A 12093-nucleotide genomic window follows, 5' to 3' on the forward strand; every position below is an offset into this window, starting at 1 on the left:
ATGTGACCGTTCACATAGCCGCGGTATGCATCGTGCTCGCGCTCGGATCCCGACCCCTCGCTAGGCTCGGACCATGCGCATCCTCGTCCTCAACGGCCCGAACCTGGACATCCTCGGCCGTCGCGACCCGGAGCAGTACGGCACGGTGACGCTCGCCGAGATCGAGGCGATCGTCCACACCGAGGCCGCGGTGCACGAGCTCGAGGCCGACTTCCGACAGAGCAACCGCGAGGGCGAGCTCGTCGAGTGGCTGCACGAGGCGCTCGACGACTTCGCGGGCGTCGTCATCAACCCCGCTGCGTACGCCCACACCTCGGTCGCGCTGCACGACGCCGTCGAGGCGCTCAGCGTCCCCGTCGTCGAGGTGCACCTGTCGAACACGTGGAAGCGCGAGCCGTTCCGGCACGTCGACCACGTCGCCACCGCCGCCACCGCGGTGATCGCCGGTGCGGGTGCGGACGGGTACCGCCTGGCCGTCGCACACGTCGCCACGCTGCTGCGCGGCTGACCCGGTCCCGCCCCGTTCCGTCCCGGGAGGCCCGTCAGAAGTCCGCGGGCCGCCGCACGTCCTCGACGCCCGCCGCCACGAACCCGCCGCGGATGATGGGCAGCGCCCGACGGACCGCCTGGTCGATCCGCAGCTCGAGGTCGACGCTGGAGATGTCGTACCCGCCGGCCCGCTTCGTGAAGTCGCGCTCGTTCCCGAACACCGCGAGCGGGAGCGTCGTCGACTGGAAGAACCCGAACAGCGGGCGCATCTGGTGCTCGACGAGGAGCGCGTGCCGGTCGCTGCCCCCGGTCGCGGTGAGCAGGACCGGGGTGTCGACGAGGTCGTACTGGCCGACCCAGTCGAAGAAGAGCTTGAACGCACCCGAGTAGGCGGCCCGGAACGCCGGACTCCCCACGACCAGGACGTCCGCCGCCTCGACCGCTGCGAGTGCGGCCTGCGTCGCCGCGGACATCTGCTCCCGCCCGGCCGCGGCGCCGAGGTCGGCCAGGAGCGGCCCGATCTCGACCGTCACGGCGTCGGCGTCCGGCAGTTCGGCCGCCAGACGCTGCACCGTCGCCCCGACCAGCGTCGAGGTCCGGGACGGGTCCGAGGGGCTGCCACTGACTCCGACGACGAGGGTTCCGCTCATGCGCTCGATGCTCACACGCGCGTCCCGAGACCGGTCGCGATGTGACGACATGTGTCGCTCCCAACCGGTCGGCGTACCGTCCGGCGCATGCAGACCTTCCTGCCGTACGCCGACTTCCGCGCCTCCGCCGAGGTGCTCGACGACAAGCGCCTCGGGAAGCAACGGGTCGAGACGCTGCAGGTCATGCGGGCCCTGACGCTGCCGGACTACGGCTGGCAGCACCACCCCGTGACGGCGATGTGGCGCGGCTTCCGGCCCGCACTGATGGCCTACCAGGACGCGACGTGCCGGGTCTGGCTCGAACGGGGCCACGCGGACACCTGCCTCGAGAAGACCCTCGCCGACCTGGCCCTCGTCCCCGAGGACCTGGTGGCGTACGAGCGCGGCGACTACGAGGTCCCGTCCTGGAACACCGACGAGCGGGTGCACCTGTCGCACCGGTCGAAGCTCGTGCAGAAGGCGCCCGAGCACTACCGTCCGCTGTTCCCCGACGTGCCGGACGACCTCGAGTACCACTGGCCCGGCACGGTGGAGCACCGAGCTTCGGCCTGACGAGCCCGAGCCCGCCGCGGATCTCAGGGGAACGGGAGCGATCGTTCAGGGGTCGATCGTCCCGGATCCGCAGCGGGCCCGGTCGTTCCGGGACGGCACGGCAGGGACCGGCGCCCCGGCCGGACGCGCATCAGGGGGTGCGTCCGGTCCGGCGCACCGCCGCGGACGGCGGTGCAGGACTCATGGCGTCAGGGGTGGAGTCGACCCTCCCGGTACCGGTCGGACTCCGTCGGTGCCGGCATCGACCGCGCGACCCGGGCGAGGTGCGCGGGCAACAGGGCGCTCGCGAGCGTGGCGAGGGCACCGACGACCGCGACGACCCCGAGGGGCACCGCGTCGAGGCCGTGCCCGGCACCGACGGCGAGCGCGAGGACGGTGGCCGGCGCGGGCAGGAGCTGCACCGCGCGGAAGCGGTCGTCCTGCGTCACCGGTCGGGTCGTCGCGTTCGCCATGTCCCCACTCTGTCCGACACCGCCTGTCCGCAGAAGGGGGGACACGGCCCCAGACCTGGAGTAGAACGTCTAGTACACCCACTCATGCGAGGGCGCGCACCGTTGCCACGGCCGTCACGACGGCGTCGACGACCTGGTCGGCGTCGTCGCCGGAGAGCGTCTCGTCGAAGGTGAGGCGGACGGCCGAGCGGGCCACGTCCTCCGGGAGGCCCAGCGCCGTGAGCACGTGCGAGGCCTCGGTGCTCCCCGCGGCACAGGCGCTCCCCGACGACGAGACGACGTCACGCCGTTCGAGCTCGAGCAGCACCGTCTCGCCGTGCACGCCGGGGAAGCAGAACGAGGCGTGGCCGGGCAGGCGACGGTCCCGCGACCCGGTGAGCACGGCTCCCGGGACCCGGGCGAGCACGCCGGCGACCACGATCTCGCGGACCGCGGTGGCCTGCGCAGCGGCGGCGTCGCGCCCCGCGAGGAGGCTCCCCCAGGCCGCAGCCAGGCCCACGGCCCCCGCGACGTCCTCGGTCCCCGAGCGCCGGCCGCGTTCCTGCCCACCACCGTGCAGCAGGGGTTCGAGCGCGACCCCGGCCCGGACCGCGAGCGCGCCGGTCCCCTTCGTCGCGCCGAGCTTGTGTCCCGAGACGGACACCGCGTCGACCCCGAGCACGTCGAGCCCGACCGGCGACCACGGTGCGGACTGCACGGCGTCGGTGTGGAAGCGCGCCCCGACGGCGTGGGCGACCTCGGCGAGCGCCCGGACGTCCTGCACCGTGCCGATCTCGTTGTCGGCGTGCGCGACCGAGACGAGTGTCGTGTCCGGCCGGAGGGCGGCGCGCAGGGCCTCGGGTGTGACGGTGCCGTCCGGCGTGACCGGCAGCACCGTGAGGGAGAAGCCGTGGTGCCGTTCGAGGTACCGGCAGCTCTCGAGGACGGCATCGTGCTCGATCGCACTCGTCACGACGTGCCGTCCGCGGGGCGCGGCGAGCGCGATGCCCTTGACCGCCGTGTTGGCCCCCTCGGTGCCGCCGCTCGTGAAGACGACCTCGCCCGGGCGAGCGCCGAGGGCCCCGGCGACGACCGACCGCGCGGCTGCGAGACCGCGTGCCGCGGCGTCACCGACCTCGTGCGTGGACGAGGGGTTGCCGAAGGTCCCCGTCAGGTAGGGCCACATCGCCTCGAGGACCTCGCGGCGGACCGGCGTCGTCGCGGCACGGTCGAGGTAGAACACGGCGTCAGGCCGGACGGACGTCGACGTCGAGCCCGAGGTCGAGCGCCCGCGCCGAGTGGGTGAGGGCGCCGACGGACACGATGTCGACCCCCGTGGCGGCGATCGCGGCCACCGTGTCGAGCGAGACCCCGCCCGAGGCCTCGACGAGCGCCCGGCCCGCCACGAGGGCCACGCCCTCCTCGAGCATCGGGACCGTGAAGTTGTCGAGCATGACGGTGTCGACACCCGCGCCGACGACGGGTTCGATCTGGTCGATCCGGTCCACCTCGACCTCGAGGTGCACCGTGTGGCCGAGGCGCTGCCGGGCGGTCCGGATCGCGTCCCCGATGCCCACGCCCTCGGCGAGGAGCACCGCGAGGTGGTTGTCCTTCGCGAGCACCGCGTCGGACAGTGACGTGCGGTGGTTGTGGCCGCCGCCGCAGCGCACCGCGTGCCGTTCGAGGGCACGGAGGCCGGGCGTGGTCTTCCGGGTGTCGACGATCCGGGCGCCGGTACCGGCGACGGCGGCGACGTACCGGGCGGTGAGGGTCGCGATGCCCGACATCCGCTGCACGAGGTTGAGCGCGACCCGTTCGGCGCGGAGCACGGACCGCGCGGAGCCGGTGACGCTCGCGATGACGTCCCCCGCGGCGAACACCGCGCCGTCCCGGAGCGCCACGGACACGACGAGCCCGGGATCGACGGCGTGCATCACGGCCACGAAGACCTCGCCGCCGGCGAGCACCCCCGGCTCCCGTGCCGCGAGGGTCGCGGTGGCGGTCGCCGCGGCGGGGATGAGCGTCTCGCTCGTGACGTCACCCCAGGGCGCGTCCTCCTCGAGCGCGGTCTCGATCACCCGCCGGAGCGCGTGCGGCGGGACGGTCCCCGGGTCGAGGACGGCGGGCCCGGCAGCGCCGGTGACGTCCGCGCCGGTCGCGGCGGCGGCGGTGGTGGTTCGAGTGGTCATGCGAGTGCCTCCTGCAGGACGGCGGACGGAGCGCCGAGGGGGTCGGCCGGTCGGGCCCGCACCCAGGCGGTCGTCGCCGGCGCGGACGGGTCGGTGTCGGGGTGGTCGGTCCGGGCGTGGGCACCGCGGGACTCGGTCCGGGCGTCGGCGGCGAGCACGGTGACGCGTGCCAGGTCGAGCAGCGCCCGGTCCTCGGCAGCGCGGACGGTCGCCGGTGCCGGGGTCGACGGTGCGTCGAGCGCGCGCCTGGCCGTGGCGAGTCCGTCGGCGTCGCGGAGCAGCCCGACGTGCTCGGTCATGACGGACTGGACCACGGGGCGGACGACGGTGTCAGGGCGGAGCCGGTCCGGGCCTCCCGGCCGGTCCCGGTCCGCCCCGCGCACGTCGTCGGTCGGACGGGAGCCCCGCCCGACGTCCGCCACGCCGGTCACCACCGTGGGCACGAGCGCCGCGTCCCCCCGCAACCGGAGCGTGCCGGGCCGCGCGGAACCGAGCGCGTCGGCGGCGCGGACGGCGAACACGAGGCCCTCGAGCAGCGAGTTCGAGGCGAGACGGTTCGCGCCGTGCACGCCGGTGCAGGCCACCTCGCCGACGGCGGACAGCCCGGGTAGGCTCGTCCGTCCTTCGGTGTCGGTCGCGACGCCGCCCATCGCGTAGTGCGCTGCGGGGGCGACGGGGACGCCCTCCCGCGTCCAGTCGACACCCGCCGCCCGGGTCGCCCGGGTGAGACCGGGGAACCGGCCGAGCAGGAAGGCGGGGTCGAGACCGGTGGCGTCGAGGAGCACGGGTCGGCCGCCCTGGTCGCGCATGGCGCTCGCGATCCCCCGGGCGACGACGTCCCGCGGGGCGAGCTCGGCGTCCGGGTGCACGTCGCGCATGAACCGGTGCCCGCGCTCGTCCCGCAGGACGGCACCCTCGCCGCGGACCGCCTCGGAGACGAGCCCGCCGCCGGGCACGGCCAGACGGGTCGGGTGGAACTGGACGAACTCGAGGTCGACGAGCACGGCGCCGGCCCGCCAGGCCGCGGCCGCCCCGTCCCCGGTCGCGACGAGCGGGTTGGTGGTCTCGCGGTACAGGTGCCCGGCTCCCCCGGAGGCGAGCAGCACCGCGTCCGCGTCGATCCGGCGCGGTTCGCCGAGCAGGTCGAGGACGTCGACGCCGACGACCTGGCCGTGTCGCACGACGAGGTCGGTCAGGCAGGTCCGTTCCAGGATGGTGACGTGCCGACGGTGGAGGGCGGCGACGAGCGTCCGCTCCACCGCGGCCCCGGTCGCGTCCCCGTCGGCGTGCAGGACCCGCCAGCGGCCGTGCGCGGCCTCCCGCCCCCGGGCGAGGTCGTCGCCGTACCGGTCGAGTGCGGCAGCGTCCCCGGTGCGGTCGAACGGCACCCCGAGGGCGAGGAGATCGCGCACCCGCGCCGGGCCGTCGGTGCAGAGGACGTCGACGGCCCGGGCGTCCGCGGTGCCCGCGGCCGCGACGTGCGTGTCGTGCTGGTGGAGGGCTGCGGTGTCGTCCGCGCCGAGCGCCACCGCGATGCCGCCCTGGGCACACGCGGTGGCGCCGTCGGTCAGGGCGCCCTTCGTGACGAGGGTGACGTCGTGCACGGTGCTCGCGCGGATCGCGGCGGTCAGGCCGGCGATGCCCGACCCGACGACGACGACGTGCATCAGGCCCGGGTCCCCAGTGGACGGGGCTTCGCGGCGAGCATGCGTTCGAGCGCGACCTTCGCGTCGACCTGGACGTCGGCGGGGACCACGATCTCGTTGAGCACGACACCGTCGACGAGCGCCTCGAGCACCCACGCCAGGTAGCCGGGGTGGATGCGGTACATGGTCGAGCACGGGCACACGACGGGGTCGAGGCACGTGATGGTGTGCTGCGGGTACTCGGCCGCGAGCCTGTTGACCATGTTGATCTCGGTGCCGATGGCGAACGACGTCGGCTCGGTGGCGGCGGCGACGGTCTTCCGGATGAGGTCGGTGCTGCCGGCGACGTCGGCGGCGTCCACCACGGCCATCGGGCACTCCGGGTGCACGATCACCCGGACGTCCGGGTCGTCGCGCCGGGCCTGCTCGATCTGCTCGACCGTGAACCGGCGGTGCACCGAGCAGAAACCGTGCCACAGGACGACCTGGGCGTCGAGCAGCTCGGCGGCGGTGTTGCCGCCACCGGCGAGCCGCGGGTTCCACATCGGCATCCGTTCGGTGCTGATCCCCATCGCCTTCGCGGTGTTCCGACCGAGGTGCTGGTCCGGGAAGAACAGCACGCGCTGCCCCCGCTCGAACGCCCACTCGAGCACCGTCGCCGCGTTCGAGGAGGTGCAGACGATGCCGCCGTTCCGACCGCAGAACGCCTTGAGGTCGGCGGCGGAGTTCATGTACGTGACCGGGACGACCGGGACGCGGCCGTCGGCGTCCGGCTCCGAGCCGTACAGCGCCGTCAGCTCGGCCCAGGCCGCCTCGACGCTGTCGATGTCGGCCATGTCCGCCATCGAGCACCCGGCAGCCAGGTTCGGCAGGATGACGCGCTGGTCGTCCCGCGCCAGGACGTCCGCCGTCTCCGCCATGAAGTGCACGCCGCAGAACACGATGGCCTCGGCGTCCGGCCTGGTCAGGGCGGCGTTCGCGAGCTGGAACGAGTCGCCGAGGAAGTCCGCGTGCCGCACCACCTCGTCCCGCTGGTAGAAGTGCCCGAGGACGACCACGCGGTCCCCGAGGGTGGCCTTCGCCCGCTCGATGCGCTCGTGCAGCTCGTCGTCGGGAGCGTTCCGGTACTCGTCCGGCAGGACGCCCTGCCGCGGCGCCGAGGTCGGGATGACGTCGGACATCGACGAGCCGGGGCCGTACCCGGGGACGGCGTCGAAGTCCCAGGTGGGAGCGGCGAGGTCGGGCGTGCAGGTGGTGCCGGCCGCCCGGCCGTTCGAGATCAGTTCGATGGTGGTCGCGATGGACACGGTCACGTCCCCGTTCAGTGCGCGGTGGTGGGAGGGGTGGGGTCCGCGGAGGTCCGCGGGGTCGTCAGCGGGCCGTTGTCCGCGTACGACAGGTCGGGGTTCGAGCGGTACAACCGGGCCGGCCGGTGCCGACCGCCGCTCGTGGTCTCGTCGGTCGGCAGGACCGCGTCGCCCTGCGCGACCTGCCGCCGGAAGTTCGCCGGGTCGAGTGTCCGGCCGAGCACGGCCTCGTAGACCCCGCGGAGCTCGGCGAGGGTGAACCGGTCACCGAGGAACGCCTGTGCGATCCGGGAGTACGACATCTTGTTCCGCAGCCGCCAGAGGGCGTACTCGACGATGCGGTCGTGGTCGAAGGCGAGGGGCGGGTGCTCGTCGGCCAGGAACCAGCGCACGTTCCAGTCGTCCGGCACGACGCTCGCCTCGTCCGGGTGGACGAGCGCCCAGTAGACGACCGACACGACCCGGCTCGGCGAACGACCGACGTCCCCGAACGCGTAGAGCTGCTCGAGGTAGCGCGGCTGCACGTTCGTCGTCTCTCGGAGTCGTGCCGCCGCGGAGTCGTCGAGCCCCTCGTCCGGACCCACCCATCCGCCCGGGAGCGCCCACGACCCCTCGAACGGCTCGGTGACGCGGCGGACGAGCGGCATCCACAGCGCCGGGGCTCCGGTGTCGGGGTGCGGTCGGAGCGCGACGATGACGGTGGACACCGCGAGCCGGATCCCGGTGTCGTCCACGGCTGCTCCTGCTGCTGTTCGGGTCATGCTGACCCGAACTGTTCGGGTACTGATGACCGTATCACGGCGGTCACCGGACCGGAACCGAGCCGTGACGCCGGGGAAACACGCCGCGCCTAGCATCGGCGGCATGGGCAGCACGACCACGAGGAAGCACGCCGTCGTGAGCGGGACGGTGCAGGGCGTCGGGTTCCGCTGGTGGACCGCACGCAAGGCCGACGGCCTCGAACTCGCCGGGTACGCCCGGAACCTGTTCGACGGCACCGTCGAGGTCGAGGCCGAGGGCCCCGCCCCCGCGGTCGACGCGCTGGTCGTCATGCTCCGGTCCGGTCCACCGTCGGCGAGCGTCACCGACGTCGCCGTGCGCGAGGTCGTGCCACACGGCGACGAGGACGGCTTCCGCATCCTGCACTGACCGTTCACCCCGCGTTCGCGGTCGGACGGGAATGACCTGGCGTCGTCGGGCCTTGCAGCCTCGGTACCCGTCCGCCACGGGTGCGTGTCACCCCGAACCCCCAGGAGCCCCCTTGACCCAGGCCGTCGACTCCGCACCCCGCACCGGGAGCATCGAGCAGTCCTCCCCCGCGGGCAACCGCCTCGTGATCGGACTGCTGCTCGTCTCGGCGTTCGTCGTCATCCTCAACGAGACGATCATGGGCGTGGCGCTGCCGCGGCTCATGGACGACCTCGGCATCACCGCCGCCACCGGACAGTGGCTCACCACCGGCTTCCTGCTCACCATGGCGGTCGTCATCCCGGTCACGGGCTACCTGCTGCAGCGCTTCGACACCCGACCGGTGTTCGTCTGGGCGATGAGCCTGTTCTCCGCCGGCACGCTCGTCGCGCTGCTCGCCCCGGGCTTCACGATGCTGCTCATCGGGCGCATCGTCCAGGCCAGCGGCACCGCGATCATGATGCCGCTGCTCATGACCACCGTGCTGACCCTCATCGAACCCGCGCACCGCGGCCGCGTGATGGGCAACATCTCGATCGTCATCTCCGTCGCCCCGGCCATCGGCCCGACGATCTCCGGCCTCATCCTCAACGCCTTCTCGTGGCGCTGGCTGTTCGGCTTCGTGCTCCCCATCGCCCTCGCCGCACTCGTGCTCGGCATGCTGAAGGTCCGCAACGTCTCCACGCCGCGGAAGTCGGCGATCGACGTCGCCTCGGTCGTCCTGTCGGCCGTCGCGTTCGGCGGCATCGTCTACGGCCTCTCGAGCATCGGTGAGGCCGGCTCGACGGGTCTGGCCGTGCCGGTCGGTTCGCTCGTCGTCGGGTTCGCCGCCCTCGCGGTCTTCATCGTGCGGCAGACCCGCCTGCAGCGTCGTGACGCGGCCCTGCTCGACCTGCGCACCTTCAGCACGAAGGGCTTCACGATCCCGATCGTCGCGATGGCGATCAGCTTCATGGCGATGTTCGGCACGCTCATCCTGCTGCCGATCTACCTCGAGCGCGTGCTCGGGCTCGAGGTCCTCGACGTCGGGCTCCTGCTCCTCCCCGGCGGCCTGCTCATGGGCCTCCTGTCCCCGATCGTCGGTCGGATCTACGACCGTCGCGGGCCGCGCGTCCTGCTCATCCCGGGCTCGATCATCATCAGCGGTGTGCTCTGGGCGCTCTCGACGGTCACGGTGGACACGAGCGTCTGGTTCGTGCTCGGTGCCCACGTCGTGCTGAGCCTCGGCCTGGCGCTGACCTTCACGCCGCTGTTCACCTCGGCGCTCGGCGGACTGCCCCCGCGCCTCTACTCGCACGGCAGCGCCGTGCTCGGCACGGCGCAGCAGCTGGCCGGTGCCGCCGGGACGGCCTTGTTCGTCACGCTGCTGACCATCGGCGCGACCACCGCCGCCGTCGGCGGCGACGGGCTGACCGCTGCTGAGGCCACCGCGCGGGCCACGGCCTCCGGCGTGCACTCGGCGTTCCTCGTCGGTGCGGTGATCTCGCTGTTCGGCATCCTCGCCTCGTCGATGGTCCGGAAGCCGGTCACGCCGGAGGGTGCACCCGCGCCCGCCGTGCACTGACGCGCCGACGCACGACGTACCGCCCCGCGGTCCGACCGACGCGCCCCGTCGCCCGACGGGACGCGTCGGTCGTTCCCGGGCCGTGGCATCGTGGGCGCATGCGGTCGACGACGAGCGAGCTGAACTGGTCCGGCACGGTCACCTACACGGCCGAGCGGGTCCTCCGCCCGGCGTCGCTCGACCAGGTCGCCGACACCGTGGCCCGGGCGCCCCGCATCCACGGGCTCGGCACCCGCCACTCGTTCAACGACGTCGCCGACACCTCCGGCGTCCTGCTCGACCTCACCGCCGTGCCGACCGACCTCGTCGTCGCCCGGGACCGGAGCACCGCGACGATGGGCGCCGGCACCCGGTACGGCCTCGTCGCCCCCGACCTCGACGCCGCCGGGGTCGCGCTCTACAACGAGGGCTCGCTCCCCCACATCTCGCTCGGCGGCGCGATCGCCACCGGCACGCACGGCTCGGGCACGACGCTCGGGTCGCTCAGCACCGCCGTGGCCGCGCTCGAGGTCATCGGACCGGACGGCACGACGAGCACCGTCCGCCGCGGCGACCCGGCGCTGTCGGGGGCCGCGATCCACCTCGGCCTGCTCGGCATCGTCACGCGCGTCACGGTCGACGTACAGCCCACCTACCGGATGCGGCAGGACACGTACGGCCCGATCGGCTGGGACACGTTCACCGCGGGCGTCGACGAGGTGTTCGCGGCCGGCTACTCCGTCTGCGCGTTCACACGGTTCGGTGACGCCGTGTCCGAGGTGCTCGTGAAGTCCCGCGTGCCGGACGACGCCGGCGACGTCGAGGTGCCCACGGACCTCCGCGGCGCACCCCGCCTGCCCGGCACGCCCGGCGACGGGCACCACACCGCCCGCGACGGTTCGGTGGGTCCGTGGTGGGACCGGCTGCCGCACTTCCCGATCGAGGCGGTCCCCTCGGTCGGGTCCGAGGTGCAGAGCGAGCACTTCGTCCCGCTCCGGCACGCGGCCGCCGCCCTCGACGCGCTCCGTGGACTCGCCGACCGGTTCCGGCCGCACCTGCACGTGTGCGAACTGCGGACGATGGCTGCCGACGACCTCTGGCTCAGCCCGACACAGGGCGAGGACGCGCTCTGCATCGCCTTCACCTGGCGGAAGCACCCGGACGAGGTCGCGGCCCTGCTCCCCGACCTGGAGGCCCGGCTCGCCCCGTTCGGCGGCCGTCCGCACTGGGGCAAGATGAGCTCCCTGGACGGCGCGGCGATCGCGGCCCTGTACCCGCGGCTGCCGGACTTCCGCGCCCTCGTCGCGGAGCGCGACCCGGACCGGAAGTTCGCGTCCGCGTTCGGTGAGCGGGTGCTCGGGACCTGATGCGGGCCTCCCGGGAGGCCCGGGGCGCTCCCGGCACGACCGTCACGACCATCACGACCGTTCCCCGCGTCCCGCCGCCGTCCGAGCGCGTCAGCCGAGCGGGGTGACCGTCTTCGTCTCGCCGTCCCAGTGCCGCACGCCGGCGACCCCGAGCTCCTCGGGCAACGGCACGGCCGCGAGCACCTCGAGCATCCGCGGGAGGTCGACGTCGCGCGGCCGACGGGCGAGCGTCAGGTGCGGCACCCAGCGGCCGGGCAGTGCGGTGTCGACACCACCGGGAGCCGCTCGGTGCACGGCCTCGTGGAAGGCGGCGAGCGCCCGGTCGACCACGATGCCGACCCCGAGCACGTGCCGACCCGGACCGGCGGGGAACAGCAGGAGCCCGGCGGGCCGGACGGTCGCCGGCAACGGGGCGTCGAAGGCGGTCGGGACGGGCAGGGCCTCGCCCGCCGTCAGGGTGACGTGCGGCGCGTTCGTGTCCGAGGTGTGCCGGCCCATGCTCGGCAGGTCGGCGGTGACGAGCGCTCCCCAGGCGCCGCGGACCGCCCGTTCGGCGGCCGGGTCGAGGACGAGTTCGATGCTGCGCACGCTCCGAGCCTGCCCGGTGACGGCGTCGCTCGTAACACGGCGGAACGCGAATCGACCCCGTCCGCGTCGCCGTGCACACTCGTGGTGTCCCCGCTGCTCACCCCCCCCCCCCCCCCCCCCCCCCCCCCCCCCCTTTTTCCATC

The 12093-nt window shown here is 73.8% G+C and carries 13 protein-coding genes; 5 read left to right on the forward strand and 8 right to left on the reverse strand.

The window, feature by feature from the left end:
* Positions 1 to 73: 73 nt before the first annotated feature.
* Positions 74 to 508, forward strand: a complete 435-nt coding sequence (aroQ, locus tag DEI83_RS04975) for a type II 3-dehydroquinate dehydratase (protein ID WP_111080676.1) — start codon at positions 74 to 76, stop codon at positions 506 to 508.
* A 34-nt stretch (positions 509 to 542) separates the two neighbouring features.
* Here the strand turns inward: aroQ and DEI83_RS04980 are convergent, their stop codons facing one another.
* Positions 543 to 1139, reverse strand: a complete 597-nt coding sequence (locus tag DEI83_RS04980; protein ID WP_111080707.1) for an NAD(P)H-dependent oxidoreductase — start codon at positions 1137 to 1139, stop codon at positions 543 to 545.
* An 87-nt stretch (positions 1140 to 1226) separates the two neighbouring features.
* Here DEI83_RS04980 and DEI83_RS04985 point away from each other — a divergent pair, with 87 nt between their 5' ends.
* The gene (locus DEI83_RS04985; protein WP_111080677.1) at positions 1227 to 1691 is read left to right on the forward strand and encodes an MSMEG_6728 family protein; all 465 of its coding nucleotides are present in this window, start codon (positions 1227 to 1229) and stop codon (positions 1689 to 1691) included.
* Between the two features lie 188 nt (positions 1692 to 1879).
* On the opposite strand, the gene DEI83_RS04990 is transcribed toward DEI83_RS04985, so the two are convergent.
* From DEI83_RS04990 to DEI83_RS05015, 6 genes are all read right to left on the reverse strand, one after another.
* A complete protein-coding gene (locus tag DEI83_RS04990) occupies positions 1880 to 2143 on the reverse strand; it encodes a hypothetical protein (protein ID WP_111080678.1) in 264 nt (87 codons plus the stop codon).
* 82 nt (positions 2144 to 2225) lie between these two features.
* Positions 2226 to 3365 carry a cysteine desulfurase family protein gene (locus DEI83_RS04995; protein WP_111080679.1) on the reverse strand — a complete coding sequence of 380 codons (1140 nt, stop codon included), beginning with the start codon at positions 3363 to 3365 and terminating at the stop codon, positions 2226 to 2228.
* 4 nt (positions 3366 to 3369) lie between these two features.
* Complete coding sequence (gene nadC / locus DEI83_RS05000; protein WP_111080680.1) at positions 3370 to 4311, reverse strand: carboxylating nicotinate-nucleotide diphosphorylase; 942 nt, start codon at positions 4309 to 4311, stop codon at positions 3370 to 3372.
* Complete coding sequence (locus DEI83_RS05005) at positions 4308 to 5978, reverse strand: L-aspartate oxidase (protein ID WP_111080681.1); 1671 nt, start codon at positions 5976 to 5978, stop codon at positions 4308 to 4310. The genes nadC and DEI83_RS05005 overlap by 4 nt, the downstream gene beginning before the upstream one ends.
* Positions 5978 to 7264: a quinolinate synthase NadA gene (gene nadA / locus DEI83_RS05010; protein WP_375334648.1), complete on the reverse strand. Its 1287-nt coding sequence runs from the start codon at positions 7262 to 7264 to the stop codon at positions 5978 to 5980. Before nadA ends, DEI83_RS05005 begins: the two co-directional genes overlap by 1 nt.
* A 14-nt stretch (positions 7265 to 7278) precedes the next feature.
* On the reverse strand, positions 7279 to 8025 hold the full coding sequence (locus tag DEI83_RS05015) for an NUDIX domain-containing protein (protein WP_181431073.1): 747 nt from the start codon (positions 8023 to 8025) through the stop codon (positions 7279 to 7281).
* Positions 8026 to 8128: 103 nt separating this feature from the next.
* Between DEI83_RS05015 and DEI83_RS05020 the strand changes: the two genes are divergently transcribed.
* From DEI83_RS05020 to DEI83_RS05030, 3 genes are all read left to right on the forward strand, one after another.
* Positions 8129 to 8413 carry an acylphosphatase gene (locus DEI83_RS05020; protein WP_111080684.1) on the forward strand — a complete coding sequence of 95 codons (285 nt, stop codon included), beginning with the start codon at positions 8129 to 8131 and terminating at the stop codon, positions 8411 to 8413.
* Positions 8414 to 8525: 112 nt separating this feature from the next.
* Complete coding sequence (locus DEI83_RS05025; RefSeq protein WP_258371064.1) at positions 8526 to 10016, forward strand: MDR family MFS transporter; 1491 nt, start codon at positions 8526 to 8528, stop codon at positions 10014 to 10016.
* Positions 10017 to 10114: 98 nt separating this feature from the next.
* Positions 10115 to 11362 carry a D-arabinono-1,4-lactone oxidase gene (locus tag DEI83_RS05030; RefSeq protein ID WP_111080686.1) on the forward strand — a complete coding sequence of 416 codons (1248 nt, stop codon included), beginning with the start codon at positions 10115 to 10117 and terminating at the stop codon, positions 11360 to 11362.
* Between the two features lie 90 nt (positions 11363 to 11452).
* Here the strand turns inward: DEI83_RS05030 and DEI83_RS05035 are convergent, their stop codons facing one another.
* Positions 11453 to 11950, reverse strand: a complete 498-nt coding sequence (locus tag DEI83_RS05035; protein WP_111080687.1) for a 2'-5' RNA ligase family protein — start codon at positions 11948 to 11950, stop codon at positions 11453 to 11455.
* Positions 11951 to 12093: the final 143 nt, after the last annotated feature.

The sequence above is a fragment of the Curtobacterium sp. MCBD17_021 genome, from assembly GCF_003234525.1.
GTDB lineage: Bacteria > Actinomycetota > Actinomycetes > Actinomycetales > Microbacteriaceae > Curtobacterium.